Origin of the sequence: Streptomyces sp. NPDC096311, assembly GCF_044763085.1 — a bacterium.
In the GTDB taxonomy this organism is placed as follows: domain Bacteria; phylum Actinomycetota; class Actinomycetes; order Streptomycetales; family Streptomycetaceae; genus Streptomyces.
Genome location: NZ_JBIWFN010000003.1, coordinates 237690 through 252563 on the forward strand (window position 1 = coordinate 237690; position 14874 = coordinate 252563).

At 70.0% G+C, this 14874-nt stretch carries 14 protein-coding genes and 1 tRNA gene; 3 read left to right on the forward strand and 12 right to left on the reverse strand.

Annotation, left to right across the window (positions count from 1 at the left end; translation table 11 throughout):
* Positions 1-56: 56 nt before the first annotated feature.
* From ACIRA5_RS09340 to ACIRA5_RS09350, 3 genes are read right to left on the reverse strand one after another with little or no spacing between them, the layout of a single operon-like run.
* Positions 57-941, reverse strand: a complete 885-nt coding sequence (locus tag ACIRA5_RS09340) for an SDR family oxidoreductase (protein WP_403689009.1) — start codon at positions 939-941, stop codon at positions 57-59.
* Positions 938-1867, reverse strand: a complete 930-nt coding sequence (locus ACIRA5_RS09345; protein WP_403689011.1) for an alpha/beta fold hydrolase — start codon at positions 1865-1867, stop codon at positions 938-940. The genes ACIRA5_RS09340 and ACIRA5_RS09345 overlap by 4 nt, the downstream gene beginning before the upstream one ends.
* Positions 1864-3423 (reverse strand): flavin-containing monooxygenase, encoded by a 1560-nt coding sequence (locus ACIRA5_RS09350; protein WP_403689734.1) that lies wholly within the window; start codon positions 3421-3423, stop codon positions 1864-1866. Before ACIRA5_RS09350 ends, ACIRA5_RS09345 begins: the two co-directional genes overlap by 4 nt.
* A gap of 161 nt (positions 3424-3584) precedes the next feature.
* Here ACIRA5_RS09350 and ACIRA5_RS09355 point away from each other — a divergent pair, with 161 nt between their 5' ends.
* Entirely contained in the window at positions 3585-4211 is a 627-nt protein-coding gene (locus tag ACIRA5_RS09355; RefSeq protein WP_403689736.1) for a MerR family transcriptional regulator, read from the forward strand.
* 25 nt (positions 4212-4236) lie between these two features.
* Here ACIRA5_RS09355 and ACIRA5_RS09360 read toward each other — a convergent pair whose 3' ends face one another.
* Positions 4237-5040, reverse strand: coding sequence for an exodeoxyribonuclease III (locus tag ACIRA5_RS09360; protein WP_352044295.1), 804 nt, complete (start codon positions 5038-5040; stop codon positions 4237-4239).
* A 58-nt stretch (positions 5041-5098) separates the two neighbouring features.
* On the opposite strand from ACIRA5_RS09360, the gene ACIRA5_RS09365 reads away from it, so the two are divergent.
* A complete protein-coding gene (locus ACIRA5_RS09365) occupies positions 5099-5584 on the forward strand; it encodes a GNAT family N-acetyltransferase (RefSeq protein ID WP_403689013.1) in 486 nt (161 codons plus the stop codon).
* Between the two features lie 66 nt (positions 5585-5650).
* Here the strand turns inward: ACIRA5_RS09365 and ACIRA5_RS09370 are convergent.
* From ACIRA5_RS09370 to galU, 7 genes are all read right to left on the reverse strand, one after another.
* A tRNA-Ala gene (locus ACIRA5_RS09370) sits at positions 5651-5724 on the reverse strand.
* Between the two features lie 85 nt (positions 5725-5809).
* Complete coding sequence (gene glpR / locus ACIRA5_RS09375) at positions 5810-7105, reverse strand: gephyrin-like molybdotransferase receptor GlpR (protein ID WP_403689015.1); 1296 nt, start codon at positions 7103-7105, stop codon at positions 5810-5812.
* 177 nt (positions 7106-7282) lie between these two features.
* A complete protein-coding gene (locus ACIRA5_RS09380) occupies positions 7283-7936 on the reverse strand; it encodes a GNAT family N-acetyltransferase (RefSeq protein ID WP_054233071.1) in 654 nt (217 codons plus the stop codon).
* Positions 7933-8445 carry a molybdenum cofactor biosynthesis protein B gene (locus ACIRA5_RS09385; RefSeq protein WP_054233072.1) on the reverse strand — a complete coding sequence of 171 codons (513 nt, stop codon included), beginning with the start codon at positions 8443-8445 and terminating at the stop codon, positions 7933-7935. Before ACIRA5_RS09385 ends, ACIRA5_RS09380 begins: the two co-directional genes overlap by 4 nt.
* Positions 8442-8921 carry a cyclic pyranopterin monophosphate synthase MoaC gene (gene moaC, locus ACIRA5_RS09390; protein ID WP_053852462.1) on the reverse strand — a complete coding sequence of 160 codons (480 nt, stop codon included), beginning with the start codon at positions 8919-8921 and terminating at the stop codon, positions 8442-8444. The genes ACIRA5_RS09385 and moaC overlap by 4 nt, the downstream gene beginning before the upstream one ends.
* A gap of 61 nt (positions 8922-8982) precedes the next feature.
* Complete coding sequence (glp, locus tag ACIRA5_RS09395; protein WP_403689019.1) at positions 8983-10305, reverse strand: gephyrin-like molybdotransferase Glp; 1323 nt, start codon at positions 10303-10305, stop codon at positions 8983-8985.
* A 4-nt stretch (positions 10306-10309) separates the two neighbouring features.
* Entirely contained in the window at positions 10310-11212 is a 903-nt protein-coding gene (gene galU, locus ACIRA5_RS09400; protein WP_403689020.1) for a UTP--glucose-1-phosphate uridylyltransferase GalU, read from the reverse strand.
* Between the two features lie 132 nt (positions 11213-11344).
* Between galU and ACIRA5_RS09405 the strand changes: the two genes are divergently transcribed.
* Complete coding sequence (locus ACIRA5_RS09405) at positions 11345-11920, forward strand: 5-formyltetrahydrofolate cyclo-ligase (RefSeq protein WP_403689021.1); 576 nt, start codon at positions 11345-11347, stop codon at positions 11918-11920.
* Positions 11921-12030: 110 nt separating this feature from the next.
* Here ACIRA5_RS09405 and ACIRA5_RS09410 read toward each other — a convergent pair whose 3' ends face one another.
* Positions 12031-14796, reverse strand: a complete 2766-nt coding sequence (locus tag ACIRA5_RS09410; RefSeq protein WP_403689022.1) for a penicillin acylase family protein — start codon at positions 14794-14796, stop codon at positions 12031-12033.
* Between the last annotated feature and the right edge of the window lie 78 nt (positions 14797-14874).

A 14874-nucleotide genomic window follows, 5' to 3' on the forward strand; every position in this document is an offset into this window, starting at 1 on the left:
GATCGGGCTCGACCAGACTTACACGCACGGACTACGCACGCATTTCGATCAGTGACTCACGGTGATATCCCCTGCTGGCGCTGCTCGTCGGCCGCCCCGCCGGCACCCACGAGCCCCGTACTCACGCCTTTGAGCCGCGGCTCGAACCGCCGCATCTCCCGTTGTCCCACGGCCCCGATGATCCCCGGGAGGTAGCCCCGGACGCCCTGCATCCCGCGCAGCCACCACTGCGCGTACACATGGCCGGACCGCCGCTCGATCCCCGCGACGATACGGTCGACGGCCGGCCCCAGCGGATACGTCTTGTTGGACGGCCACGGCAGCCGCTGCCTCAACTCCCGCATCACCTCGTCCTGATCGGCCCCGCGCACCATGTCGGTGTCGGTCCAGGACAGGTAACCGATCCCGACCCGTACGCCCTTGTGACCGACCTCGGCACGCAGGCTGTGCGCGTACGCCTCCACGCCCGACTTGGACGCGCAGTACGCCGTCATCATCGGCGCCGGGGTGATGGCCGCGAGCGAGGCGATCTGCAGCAGATACCCCCGGCTCTCCATGAGCACGGGCAGGAACGCCCGCGCGGTGACCGCCGATCCGATGAGGTTGACCTCGATGACCCGCCGCCAGGCGACGGGATCGGACTCGACGAAGGGACCGCCGTTCGCCACCCCGGCGTTGGCGACGACGATGTCGACCTTCCCGAACCGTTCCTTCACCTCGGCCGCGACCTGGGCCATCGCCTCGTGGTCGGTGACATCGGCATGCCAGAAGCCGCTTTCGCCGTGCAGCCGGTCCGAGACCTGCTTGAGCGCGTCCGGCTCCAGGCCGACCAGCGCGACCTTGGCACCGCGCGCGGAGAGCTTGCGGGCGAGGAGTTCGCCGACGCCCCGCGCGGCCCCCGTGACGACCGCGACCTGCCCTTCCAGGCTCACCTTGGTCATGCGCTGCCCTCCTTGATCTCTGCGTAGGTGGAGACGAGTTCGCGTATGCGGGCGGTGACCAGTTCCGGCGCCTCCACCGGTGTCATGTGCCCGAGCCCGGTCAGTTCGGTGACGCCGACACAGTTCGGCAGGGCCGCGACCAGGGCGCGCGCGTGCACCACGGGCGTCAGCCGGTCCGCCGTACCCACCACCACGGCCGTCGGCACCGCCAACGCCCGTACGCCGTGGTCGAGATCGAGCAGGTCGAGCACCTTCGACCAGGCGTGCCGCACCGTGCGCGGACAGGCGTGCACGATCCGCGCGCACGCCTCCACCATGCCCGGTGACGAACCGGCGCCCATGGTCGCGTACTTGAGGATCCGCCGGGCGAGCGGGGTGACGGGCCCGAGCGGCGCGGCCGACCCGAGGATCCTCTTGGTCACCTGGGTCCGCAGCCACCCGGCCGGCATCGGCACCACCCGCGCCTCGGCCACCAGCCGCGAACTGCCCGTGCTGCACAGCAGGGCCGCCACCGCGTGCTCCCGGAAACGTGGCCGCGCCGAGGCCGCCATCAGCGTCATCCCGCCCATGGAGTGCCCGACGAGCACGGCCTTCTCGCCGGGTGCGAGCGTGGCCGCGAGCACGGCTTCCAGATCGTCGGCGAGCGCGTCCGCGGTGCACGTCTCGCTCGCGGGACTGCGGCCGTGCCCGCGCTGGTCGTACGCGATCACCCGGTGGTCGACGGCGAGGTCCCGTATCTGCGCGGCCCAGAAGGCAGTCGAACAGGTCCAGCCGTGCGCGAGGACGACGACGGGCGCGGCCGGGTTGTCCTCGGGTCCGTGCACCTCTACGTGCAACCGGGCGCCGTCGGCGGAGACGGCGGTCAGTTCGCGCGCCGGCGCGGGCGGCGCGTACGCCCCGTGCTCCACATGCGTCAGTCGACTCACGCTCCCGCCTCCACCTTCTTGGCACCCTTTGTGCCGGAGTTCTTGATGCGCGACTCGGGTGTGCGCGGCCCGGATGTGTTCGGCCCGGGGGCGCGCAGCACCTCGTACTCTCCCAGGTCCACTCGCCGGGTGGCGCTACGGAACTCGGTCGTCGTGCCGGGCCAGATGGTGGTGTTGCGGCCGTTCGCGTCGAGGTACCAGCTCGTGCAGCCGCCGGTGTTCCACACCGTGCGCAGCATCCGCTTCTGGACCTTGTCGTTCCAGCCCTCGACGGCGTCGGGGCGCGCGTCGAGAGCCGCGCGTCCGCCCAGGACGTCCAACTGCCGCACGTAGTCGGCCATGTAGTTCAGCTGGGACTCGATCATCAGGATCATGCTGGAGTTCCCGAGCCCGGTGTTCGGACCGATGATCGTCATCCAGTTGGGGAACCCGGCCGCGGTGGCCCCGCGCAGCGACTTCATGCCGTCGCGCCACACCTCCGCGAGCGTCCTGCCCTCCGTTCCGACGACCCGGTCCGCGATCGGCATGTCGGTGACGTGGAAGCCCGTACCGAAAATGATCGCGTCGGCCTCGGCCGTGCTGCCGTCGGCGGCGACGAGCGTGGAGCCGTCGATCCTGGCGAGCCCGGAGTCCACGACGTCGACGTTGGCCCGGGTGAGCGCCGGATAGTAGGTGTTGGAGAGCAGGATCCGCTTGCACCCGATCCGGTAGTCGGGGGTCAGCTTGGCCCGCAGTTCCGGATCCCGGACGGCTCGTGCCATGTTCCGCCTGGCCAGCCGCTCGACGAGGCCCAGCTCGTCAGGACGCTTCGTGAACGCCTGGACCTGCAGCTCCCTGATCCCCCACAGCAGTCCGCGCCGGGCCTGTGTGGTGAAGGGCAACTGCTTGTGCAGCCACCGTTCGGCACCGGTGATGGCCCGGTCGACCCGGGGCATCACCCACGGCGGCGTGCGCTGGAAGAGGGTCAGCCGGGACACGTCGGGCTGAATGGCGGGCACGATCTGGATGGCGGACGCGCCCGTGCCGATCATGGCGACGCGCTTGCCGCGCAGGTCGTAGTCGTGGTCCCAGCGGGCCGAGTGGAAGACCTTGCCGGGGAAGGAGTCGATCCCCGGTATGTCGGGGATCTTGGGGTCGGAGAGTGGCCCGGTCGCGGACACGACGACATCGGCGGTGAGGAAGCCACGGCTGGTCTCGATCCCCCACCGGAGCTTGTCCTGGTCCCACGTCATCATCTTCACTTCGGAGTCGAAGCGCAGATGCGGGCGCAGCCCGAAGACGTCGGTGACATGCTCCAGGTAGGCCCGGATGTGCTCCTGCCCCGAGAAGGTGCGCGGCCAGTCGGGGTGGGGCGCGAACGAGAACGAGTACAGGTGCGAGGGCACATCACAGGCGCACCCCGGGTAACTGTTGTCCCGCCACGTACCCCCGACGCTTCCGGCCCGTTCCAGGACGACGAAGTCGGTGATCCCTTCGCGGCGCAGCCGCACCGCGGCCCCCAGACCGCCGAACCCGGACCCGATCACCGCGACGCGCACATGCTCGTGCTCGGTCATCCCGACCATCCCACGCCTCCCTAGCCGCCCGACTCTGCCAGTGAACACTGGCGCAATGGGAGCGTAGGGCAGCTCCGTACTGATGGGTAGGGTTGCGACCACGAAAGTTACCGACGGTACGACGTAGGGTTTCGCACGTGGCGGAGAAGCGTGAGTACCGGATGGAGGAGCTGGCCAAGGAGGCCGGCATCACCGTGCGCACCCTGCGCTTCTACCGGGAGCGCAAGCTGATACCGCCGCCCCGCCGCGAGGGCCGTATCGCCTGGTACGACCACACGCACCTGGCCCGCCTGCGCACGATCTCGGCGCTGCTCGAACGCGGCCACACCCTCAGCGGCATCGCGGAGCTGGCCGAGGCCTTCGACCACGGCCGTGACGTCGGTGAACTCCTCGGCCTCGGCGAGCCCACCGAGGAGACCCCCGTCCGCCTCTCCCCCGAGGAGCTGGCCGACGTCTTCGCCGGCCAGGCCACCCCGGAGAACCTCGCCGCGGCCCTCGACCTCGGCTATCTCGGCATCGACGGCGGCGAGATCGTCCACATCAGCCGCCGCCTGCTCGACGTCTCGGCGGCCCTGGTCCGCGAGGGCATCCCCCTGGCCGACGTCCTCACCGCCGCCCGCCGCGTCCGCGACCACGCCGACGCCCTCGCCGACCTCTTCGCCGGCATCGTCCTCACGCAAGACCGCACCACCGAGGACCTCAAACGCCTACGCCCCCTGGCGAAGAGCGTGGTGGAGGCGGAAGTGTCGATGGCCCTGGACCGGCGGCTGCGGGACCAAGGCTCGTAGACGACCGCCACCGGCGGCTGCAGCGCTACAGCTCGTAGACGACCGTCACCGGCGCATGGTCGGACCAGCGCTCCGCGTGCGTCGCCGCCCGCTCCACGAACCCCTTCACGGCCTTGCCCGCGAGCCCCGGCGTCGAGACGTGGTAGTCGATGCGCCATCCGCTGTCGTTGTCGAAGGCCCGCCCCCGGTACGACCACCACGAGTACGGTCCCTCGGCGTCCGGGTGCAGTGACCGTACGACGTCGACGTACCCGCCGTCGTCCGCGGCCAGGACCCGCCCCAGCCACTCGCGCTCCTCGGGCAGGAAGCCGGAGTTCTTCTTGTTGGCACGCCAGTTCTTGAGGTCGGCCTCCTGGTGGGCGATGTTCCAGTCGCCGCAGACGACGACCTCGCGCCCGTCGGCGGCGGCCCGCTCGCGCAGTTCCTTCAGGTAGGCGAGGAACTCGTCCATGAACCGGACCTTCTCGTCCTGCCGTTCGGTTCCGACCTCGCCGGAGGGCAGGTAGAGGCTGGCGACGGTGACACCGGGGAGGTCGGCCTCGACGTACCGTCCACTGGAGTCGAACTCCTCGGACCCGAAACCGATCCGCACCCGGTCGGGCTCGCGCCGGGTGTACAGGGAGACGCCCGCGCGCCCCTTGGCCGCCGCGGGGGCGTGCACGACGTGCCACCCCTCCGGCGCCCGGACCTCCTCGGGCAGCTGCCCGGGCTCGGCCCGCACCTCCTGAAGGCACAGCACGTCCGCGGAGGTCTCCGCGAGCCACTCCACGAAGCCCTTCTTCGCGGCGGCCCGGAGCCCGTTCACATTCACCGAGGTAACAGTCAGCACCCGGGCACGATACTTAATCCATTCCACCCAGAGGGCGCATAGATGTACGATACTTCGCATGAGTATCCGCCCGGTCCCGTACGACCACCCCGACGCCGTCAAGCTCAACGACCAGGTGCAGGCCGAATACGCCGAGCGCTACGGCGATGAGGGCGATGTCACACCGCTCGACGCGTCGATGTTCAAGCCGCCGCTCGGCCTGTACCTCCTCGCCTACGACGAGCGGGACCGCCCGATCGCGTCCGGCGGCTGGCGCAGCCAGGACAAGAACGACGAGGGGTACGCGGACGGCGACGCCGAGCTCAAGCGCATGTACGTGACCCCGGAGGCCCGCGGTCTCGGCCTCGCCCGCCGCATCCTGGCCGCCCTGGAGGACGACGCCCGCGCGGCCGGCCGCACCCGCATGGTCCTGGAGACCGGCGCCAAGCAGCCCGAGGCGGTCGCCCTCTACCTCTCCAGCGGCTACGAGCCCTGTGCCAAGTTCGGCTACTACCGCTTCCACGAACTGAGCCTCTGCTATGCCAAGCCGCTGACCATTCGGTGAACGAGAGAGTGCGGCCGAACAGGCAAGAACCCCGCCGGACGAATCCGACGGGGTTCTGAATTGCAGTGGACCTGAGGGGATTTGAACCCCTGGCCCCCTCGATGCGAACGAGGTGCGCTACCGGACTGCGCCACAGGCCCTTGCAACGAGTGAAACTCTAGCATCCCCGTCGGGGTGCTTGGAAATCCGTTCCTGGCAGGTCAGCCGGGGCTCCCGAGCGCCTGGTCATTCGTTGGCGGCGCGCGGCCGTTCGCCGTCCTCGTACTGGTCGAACAGCGGAGTGCGACCGCGCTCACGGGCCCGCCGGGCGGACGCGGCGCGCCGGGCGTCACTTCGACCGTCGTCGGCGGCCTCGGCCGTCTCGGCGGCTTCGTGGCCCTCCTCGGCGGCGGGCTCCGCCTCCGGCTCGCTCGGCTCGGCGGCGCTGGAGCGCGCCGAGCTCCACGCGTCCGGCGCCCCCAGATCGACACTGGACGTGGCCCGGGGCGCGACCGGCGCGGTCACGTACGTAGGCAGCGGAACCGGCACCGGATCCCAGCTGTCGCCCCGGCCGGGACCCCGCTGGCGCTCACGCTGCTGGTCGACCCACTCGGCGTGGTCGGTCTGCTCGACGAGGGCGCGGCGGTCGGCCGCGAGCGCGGACAGACCGGGGTCGGTCTCCGGCTCGGGACTGTCGTCGGGCTCGTCGGCGCCGGGGTCGAGGGTGGGTCGCCGACGCGGCTGCCGCTCCCTGAGCCGCTGCGCCGCGGCCTCGGCCCTGCGCCGGTCCATGGTGTACGTGAAGCGCCGTCGTTCCTGGGCGCGCAGGTACACGATGTACGAGCTCAGCATCACGGCGGGCACGCCGGGCGCCCACAGGAACGCGAGCCCCCCGACGGCCGCCACGATCGCGCCGAGCGTGAAGGCGAGGAAGAGCATCACGGTCGTACGCCGTCGGCGCGCGAGCACCTTCGAGCGCCGGGCGCGCGCCGCGGCCTCCGCCGCGGAGGCCCGCCGCGCGGCCGGAACCCTGGAGGCCGCGGAGTTGGCCGAATCCGAATCCGATCCCGGGCCCGAACCCGACGATGGTGTCGACCCGGACCCCGGTCCCGGCGCCGACGACTTCGGCGCGGGCTGGGCCGACTGCTGCGGCACCGCCCGGCCGGCCGCCGAGGAGCCCTGGGGGGCACCCTGCCGGGCGGGGGCCTGTGGCGCCTGCTGCGGTTCGGGCTGGGCGGGCGGCGGGAGTTGGGCCTTGGTCTGCTGCCGGACCGGAGGCATGGCGAAGGCCCGGACGTCCACCGAGTCGGTGACGGCGTCCGGCCGGGCGCTGGGCTCCCCCTCTTCGGTGGAGCGCGCCCGCAGGTCCTTGGCGTACCGGCGCTCCATTCCCGCCCGTCCGGACAGCAGCCGGATGGCGGTGCTGAAGCGTTCCGTCGGACGGGCTTCGTTCAGCTCGTCCTGCCTACGGAGCCACATCGGCACCAAGTAGGCGGCCCAGGCCCCGACGATGACTGCGTAGATGAGGCCGCTGCTGCTCACGTCTCACACGGTAGAGGGGTTTGCATGAGGCCATCTGCCAATTCGGCCGGTGTGTCGCACGATCCGGCTGATATTTCGAGCTTTTTTTGTGACCGATGCGATCAGCAGGCCGCAGCGAGCGCGAATTTAATGCCCTGAGCCGATCACGCACCGATCAATTTCGAACATACATTTCATTTACTGAGTGCCGGGCTTGCTCTGGTTCTCCGAACGGGCCTGCATCGATCGTGCCCGCCGCCAACGCCCCAGCAACCCCTCCGGCACCTCTTCCGCGGTGAGTGCGAAGACGAGATGGTCCCGCCAGGCCCCGTCGATGTGCAGATAGCGCGGCCTGAGCCCTTCCTCGCGGAATCCGAGTTTCTCCACCACTCGGCGGCTCGGCCCGTTCTCCGGGCGAATGCAGACTTCGATGCGGTGCAGTCCGACCGTGCGGAAGCAGTGGTCGGTCACCATCGCCACGGCCGTCGGCATCACTCCGCGCCCCGCGACCGACTGGTCCACCCAGTAGCCGATGTGCCCGGAGCACATCGATCCCCAGGTGATTCCAGCGACGGTCAGCTGCCCGACCAGACGGCCCTGGTACTCGATGACGAAGGGCAGCATCCGGCCCGCGTTGGCCTCGGCGCGCAGATGCCGGACCATCTGACGGTAGGTCGGCCGGTGCGCTATCGGACCGCTGGGCGTGGGTGGCGGAATCGTCGCCTCCCAGGGCCGCAGCCAGTCCCGGTTGCGCCGGTTCACCTCGCGCCAGGCCCGCTGGTCGCGCACCTTTATCGGCCGAAGGACGACATCGCCGTCCACCAGCTCGACGGGCCAGGATGGGCTGTTCAGCTCGCACCCCCACTGCCGCTGGGTCTGGGGTGGTCGCCGCCACGGATCTGGTCGACGGCGTGGATCAGAAGGGGCTCCAGGACGGCCAGGCCGTCCTTCACCCCGCCGGTGGAACCCGGCAGGTTGACGATCAACGTCCGTCCCGCGACTCCGGCGAGCCCTCGGGACAGCGCCGCCGTGGGCACCTTCTCTCTCCCGAACGCCCTGATGGCCTCGGGAATGCCCGGCACCTCGTGATCGAGTACGCGCCGGGTCGCCTCGGGCGTCCGGTCGGTGGGCGAGATCCCCGTACCGCCCGTCGTCACGATCACGTCGTACCCGGCGTCGACGCCCGCGCGCAGTGCCGCCTCCACGGGGTCGCCGTCCGGCACCACCCGGGGGCCGTCGACCTCGAAGCCGTACGCCGTGAGCCCCTCGGCGATCAAGGGGCCGCCCTTGTCCTCGTAGACGCCCGCGGCGGCTCTGTTCGAGGCCGTGACCACGAGCGCGCGGTACGACGGTGCCGTCATGCCCGGCTCCAGTCGCCCGACTTTCCGCCCGTCTTCTCTTCCACCCGTACGTCCGTGATGACAGCCCCCTTGTCGACCGCCTTGACCATGTCGATCACGGTGAGGGCCGCCACGCTGACCGCGGTGAGGGCTTCCATCTCGACGCCCGTACGGTCGGTGGTCTTCACGGTGGCGAGGATCTCGACGGCGTCGTCCGCGACCGACAGATCAAGCTTGACACCCGAGACCGACAACGGATGACAGAGCGGGATCAGATCCGGGGTGCGCTTGGCGCCCATGATGCCCGCGATGCGCGCGGTGGCCAGGGCGTCGCCCTTGGGGACGCCCTCACCACGCAGCAGTTCGATCACACGGGGTGAGACCAGGACACGGCCGCTGGCGCGGGCGGTGCGCGCGGTCACGTCCTTCCCGGAGACGTCGACCATGCGGGCGGCGCCCGCCTCGTCGATGTGGGTCAGTCGGTCCTGCGTACTCATGTCTGCGCGGCGCTCCCGGTCGGGCCTCTTGTGCGCGACACGGTACCGCCACTCGGGGCACTCAGCCGAGCAGGACCACGTCGACCTCGGTGCCGGGCTCGACCGAGGTGACGTCCTCGGGGACGACGATCAGCGCGTCGGCCTGGGCCAGGGCCGCGACCAGGTGGGATCCGGCGCCGCCGACCGGGGTCACCTTGCCGTCGGCGTACCTCCCGCGCAGGAACTGCCGGCGGCCGTCAGGCGAGGTCAGCGCCTTGCCCGTCTCCAAGGTCGCCCTGGTGGTGGGGCGGTGGATGTCGTCCAGGCCCGACAAGGTGCGGATCGCAGGGCGGACGAACAGCTCGAAGGAGACGTACGAGGAGACGGGGTTGCCGGGCAGCGCGAGCAGCGGGGTGTGCTCGGGGCCGATCGTGCCGAAGCCCTGGGGTTTGCCGGGCTGCATGGCGAGCTTGCGGAAGTCGATGCCGCTGCCCTCCTCGTCCTCGTCGCCCACCGAGGACAGGGCCTCCTTGACGACGTCGTAGGCGCCGACGCTCACGCCGCCCGTGGTGACCAGCAGGTCCGCGCGGATGAGCTGGTCCTCGATGGTGGCGCGGAGCGTCACGGCGTCGTCGGCGACCGCGCCCACCCGGTAGGCGATGGCCCCGGCGTCGCGGGCGGCGGCGCACAGGGCGAAGCTGTTGGAGTCGTAGATCTGGCCGGCGCCCAACGGCTCGTCGGGCTGGACGAGTTCGCTGCCGGTGGACAGGACGACCACGCGCGGGCGCGGGCGCACGCGTACGGTGCCGCGGCCGATCGCGGCGAGCAGGCCGATCTGCGGCGGGCCGAGGATCGTGCCTGCTTCGAGGGCGCGGTCCCCCGCCTTCACGTCGCTGCCCTTCGCGCGCACATGCGCGCGTGCCTCGGCCGGGCGGTGGACGTGCACCTGGCCGGAGGCGCCCTCGGGGGACGCGCTGTGGGCGCGCATCCCGGAGACGGGACCCTCCCCCAGGCCGCCGTCGGTCCACTCCACCGGGACGACGGCCTCGGCGCCGGGCGGCAGCGGGGCGCCGGTCATGATGCGGGCGGCCTCACCGGGGCCCACATGGGGCTGCTCGCCCTGGCCGGCCGCGACGTCGCCGACGACCGTGAGGACCGCCGGGTACTCCTCGCTCGCGCCCGCGACATCGGCGACCCGGACCGCGTACCCGTCCATCGAGCTGTTGTCGAACGGCGGCAGGGAGACCGGCACCGTGACGTCCTCGACCAGGACACAGCCCTGGGCGTCGAGGAGTTGCAGCTCGATGGGTTCGAGAGGGCGAACGGTCGCGAGGATGTCCTCCAGGTGCTCGGTCACCGACCAGAGGTGGTCCTGGCCGGTGACACGGGTCGCGGCACTGCTCAAGTTCCTACATCTCCTCGGCTACGTAACTGCGAAGCCAGGTCCGGAAGTCCGGGCCCAGGTCATCACGTTCGCACGCGAGCCTGACAATGGCACGCAGATAGTCGCCGCGGTCGCCGGTGTCATAGCGGCGGCCCTTGAAGACGACGCCGTGCACGGGGCCGCCGACCTTCTCGTCCTGCGCGAGCTGCTGGAGGGCGTCGGTGAGCTGGATCTCGCCGCCGCGGCCCGGCTCGGTCTTACGGAGGATGTCGAAGATGTGCGGGTCGAGGACGTAGCGCCCGATGATCGCGTAGTTGCTGGGCGCGTCCGCCGGGTCCGGCTTCTCGACCAGGCCCGTCACCTTGACGAGGTCGCCCTCGGCGGTGGTCTCGACGGCCGCGCACCCGTAGAGGTGGATCTGCTCGGGCGCGACCTCCATGAGCGCGATGACGCTGCCGCCGTGCTGCTCCTGGACCTCGACCATGCGGGCGAGGAGGGGGTCGCGGGGGTCGATCAGGTCGTCGCCGAGGAGCACGGCGAAGGGCTCGTGGCCGACGTGCGGCGCCGCACACAGGACGGCGTGGCCGAGGCCCTTGGGGTCGCCCTGGCGCACGTAGTGCATGGTGGCCAGGTCGCTGGACTCCTGGACCTTGGCGAGCCGGTTGGCGTCGCCCTTCTTCTGAAGGGCGGACTCCAGCTCGTAATTGCGGTCGAAGTGGTCCTCGAGGGGGCGCTTGTTGCGACCGGTGATCATCAGGACGTCGTCGAGACCCGCCGACGCGGCCTCTTCGACCACGTACTGGATCGCCGGCTTGTCGACGACCGGCAGCATCTCTTTGGGAGTGGCCTTGGTGGCCGGCAGGAACCGGGTGCCGAGGCCTGCTGCGGGGATGACAGCCTTGCTGATCCTGGGGTGCGACTCAGTCATGCGCGTAACCATATCCGGTGGCTATGAGCGCAATCTGTTGGTCCCGTTAAATAGCTCTCATATGAGCGCATAAGGAACGGTACGGAGTGAGCTGTGAGTCACGTGGGACGTGCGCCAGAGCCTGACAAGCGAATGTTGCGGCGAGGATTCCTCGCGGTGAGAAGCAGGTTGACACCCTACGACCTGCGGGTATCCGCCGGGGCCCTGGCCCTGCGGGCACTGGAGCTGCCGGAGCTGGCGCACGCGCGCACGGTGGCGGCGTACGTCTCCGTGGGGAGCGAGCCGGGCACCCTCGCGCTCCTTGACGCGCTCCACGCGCGCGGGGTGCGCGTGCTGCTGCCGGTCCTGATGGCGGACAACGACCTGGACTGGGGCGCGTACGCCGGAGAGGGCTCCCTGGAGCGTGTCCGACACGGCGGCAGGATGGCTCTCTTGGAGCCGGCGGGTGAGCGGCTCGGCCCCGAGGCCGTCCAGGAGGCCGACGCCGTCCTGCTGCCCGGCCTGGCCGTGGACCGGCGCGGAATGCGTCTGGGGCGCGGCGGTGGCTCGTACGACCGCGTCCTGGCCCGCCTGGAGCGCGCGGGGGCCGATCCCGCCCTCGTGGTGCTGCTGTACGACGCGGAGGTCGTCGAGCACGTCCCCGCGGAGCCTCACGACCGTCCCGTACACGCGGTGGTGACGCCTTCGGGGGTGCGCCGCTTCGGCTGACGGGGCCGGGCAGGTGAAAGGGCCCTCCACGCGTGCATGGAGGGCCCTTTCACCTGCCGCCGTCAGTAACTCACGGTCGCCGTCGGTGACTCGTGGTCGCCGTCAGTGGCTCACGGCTTGAGCACCAGGGTGTCGCTCGTGCTCTTGTCGACCGCCTTGTCCGAGAAGGACCACGGCAGCAGTTCGCCCTTGGCCCACTTGTCCGTCTGGTCGGTGTAGTGGGCGCTGTAGGCGTGCCCGGAGGCGCCGGAGAGGTTGATCCACTTCGACTTGTCGAAGTCGTCGAGGTTGACCACCATCCGCATGGACGGCACCCAGACCACTCCGTAGCCGCCCGCGGCGTTCCAGCCGGTCGCGTTGACCGTCGCCTCGCCGCCGCTGAGCTTCCAGGGGCCGCGGTTGAGCATGTACTGCAGGACGCCGGGACCTTCGGTGCCCAGGGTCTGGTTCTTCAGGAACAGGCGGTGCAGCCGGCCCCAGCTCCAGGTGTCCATGTCCTTGCCGAGCTTGGCGGTCAGCTCCCAGCGGGCGTCCTTCATGGCTCGCGCGAAGAGCTCGTCCCGGTTGTCGGCCGCCTTGTCGAGGCGCGTCTTGGGCGCCTTCCACCAGTCGTTGTTCGGGTCGTCGATGATCTTGCGGACCACCTCGAACCAGCGGTCGCCGCCGTCCGGTTGCGCCTGGTCCGCCTCACGCTGGCCGCACTCGCGCACGGTCTGGTTCTCGTCCGCGGGGCCGGTGGTGTCGACCGGGGCGACGTTCAGGCACTGGCCCTTGACCCGCAGCTCCTTGGGCAGCTTGTTGCCGAAGGCGAGCTTGAGGATGTTGCGCCAGGTCGCGTTGAAGTACGCGGCCGCCGCGGAGTCGGCGTCCTGGGTGTAGTCCCAGCCCTCCAGGAGCTTCTGCGCGTCGCGGACGTTCTTGTCGGCGACGTCGATCTTGAGCAGCTTGGGCACGATCAGCTTGGCGATCTCACTGCTGTCGTCGAGCTGCATCTGGCGCATGTCGTCGGTCGAGATCTTGCCGCCGCCCTTGATCTTCGCCTCGATGAGATCGGTGATCCGCTGGCTGCGCGTCCCGTAACCCCAGTCCGTGGTGAGCGTGTAGGGGTACTTGTCCTTGTCGACGACCGCCTGGTTGGCGGTCACGATGTAGCCGCGCTTCGGGTCGTACTCGTAGGGCAGCTCGGACTGCTTGATGTAGCCGGTCCACTGGTACTTGGAATCCCAGCCGGGCGACGGGAGCGAGCCGTCGTCGCCCTTCGACCGGGTCGGGATCTTGCCGGGCAGCTGGTAGCCGATGTGGTTCTCGGTGTCGGCGTAGATCAGGTTCTGCGAGGGCACGTCGAAGGACGCGGACGCCGTGCGGAACTCTGCCCAGTTCGACGCCTTGTCCAGCTGGAAGACGGCGTCCATGGAGTTGCCCGGGTCAAGGGCGGTCCAGCGCAGCGCGATGGCGTAGCCGTCGCCGCGGTCGGGGGCCCCGCTGTCGACGGTGGCCTTCTTGCCGACCTTGACCAGTTCGTCGTCGCGGTCGGAGAGCAGCGGCATCCCGTCCTTGGTCTCCCGGACGACGATCGTCTTGCTCGCGCCGCCCGCGACCTTGATCGTTTCCTTGCGGGTCGTGAAGGGCAGCACCTTGCCGTCGTACTCGTAGCCCTCGCCGGTGATCTTCTCCAGGTAGAGGTCGGTGACGTCGACCCCGGAGTTGGTCATGCCCCAGGCGATGTCCTGGTTGTGGCCGATGACCACGCCGGGCATGCCCGCGAAGGTGTAGCCGGAGACGTCGTACTGGCACTTGCTGGAGACGCTCGTGCAGTGCAGGCCCATCTGGTACCAGACCGAGGGCAGCGAGGCCGACAGGTGCGGGTCGTTGGCCAGCAGCGGCTTACCGGTGATCGTGTGCTTGCCCGCGACGACCCAGGAGTTCGAGCCGATGCCGTTGCCGTTCACGCCGACGGCGGTGGGCACGTTGTCGAGCACGTTGTAGAGCTTGGAGAGCTGGCTCTGCAGGCCGCCCGGCGCGGTGGTGTTCCCCGCGAGGCCGGTGCCCGCCGTGGACTGCGTCCCGCTGCCCACCGTCGTGCTGCTGCCCTGGACGTACGACCCCGTGACGCTGTCGTACTGGCCCTCCTGGGTGATCGTCTTGTTCCGGCTGTAGGGGTACTCCGGGTACAGGTCGGCGATCTGCTTCGGGCCCAGGCGGCTGGTCATCAGGGAGCGGTCGATCTCCTCCTGCATGTTGCCGCGCAGGTCCCAGGCCATCGCCTTCAGCCACGCGACCGAGTCGACCGGGGTCCACTCCTGGGGCTTGTAGTCGTTGGTGAAACCAAGGGCCGCGTACTCCAGGGAGATGTCCTTGCCGTCCTTGCCCTTCAGGTAGGCATTGACTCCCTTGGCGTACGCCTGGAGGTACTTCTTCGTGGAGGCCGACAGCTTCTTGTCGTACTCCTCCTTGGCGACCCGGTCCCAGCCCATCGTGCGCAGGAACTCGTCGTTCTTGACCTGGCCCGAGCCGAACATCTCGGACAGCCGGCCCGAGGTCATGTGACGGCGTACGTCCATCTCGTAGAACCGGTCCTGCGCCTGGACGTAGCCCTGCGCCATGAACAGGTCCGCGTCGGACGAGGCGTAGATCTGCGGGATCCCGTTGCCGTCCCGCTTGACGTCCACGGGGCCCGACAGCCCCTCGAGCGTGAGGGAGCCCTTGGTCTGCGGGAAGGAGGCACGGACGGTACTGACCCCCCAGTAGCCGCCATAGGCAACGCCTCCGAAGAGGGCCAGAACCAGGACGATCAGGAACAGTCGGGCCTTGCGCCCCTTCTTCCTGCCGGACTTGCCCGGCTTCTGGCCGGAAGAGGCGGTGGTGTTCGGGGGCATCGCTGTCCTTGCTGTCCTAACGCGAGCGGCAGGCGGTCCTGGAGTGCTGGAGCAACCATAGGCGCAGGGCCCGACGCG

What these genes read in the sequence shown, in the direction of transcription:
- ACIRA5_RS09350 (WP_403689734.1), bottom strand. Translation starts at nt 3,423, where the DNA reads ATGACCGAGCACGAGCATGTGCGCGTCGCGGTGATCGGGTCCGGGTTC.
- ACIRA5_RS09410 (WP_403689022.1), bottom strand. Translation starts at nt 14,796, where the DNA reads ATGCCCCCGAACACCACCGCCTCTTCCGGCCAGAAGCCGGGCAAGTCC.
- ACIRA5_RS09340 (WP_403689009.1), bottom strand. Translation starts at nt 941, where the DNA reads ATGACCAAGGTGAGCCTGGAAGGGCAGGTCGCGGTCGTCACGGGGGCC.
- moaC (WP_053852462.1), bottom strand. Translation starts at nt 8,921, where the DNA reads ATGAGTACGCAGGACCGACTGACCCACATCGACGAGGCGGGCGCCGCC.
- ACIRA5_RS09385 (WP_054233072.1), bottom strand. Translation starts at nt 8,445, where the DNA reads ATGACGGCACCGTCGTACCGCGCGCTCGTGGTCACGGCCTCGAACAGA.
- ACIRA5_RS09405 (WP_403689021.1), top strand. Translation starts at nt 11,345, where the DNA reads ATGTTGCGGCGAGGATTCCTCGCGGTGAGAAGCAGGTTGACACCCTAC.
- ACIRA5_RS09355 (WP_403689736.1), top strand. Translation starts at nt 3,585, where the DNA reads ATGGAGGAGCTGGCCAAGGAGGCCGGCATCACCGTGCGCACCCTGCGC.
- ACIRA5_RS09365 (WP_403689013.1), top strand. Translation starts at nt 5,099, where the DNA reads ATGAGTATCCGCCCGGTCCCGTACGACCACCCCGACGCCGTCAAGCTC.
- galU (WP_403689020.1), bottom strand. Translation starts at nt 11,212, where the DNA reads ATGACTGAGTCGCACCCCAGGATCAGCAAGGCTGTCATCCCCGCAGCA.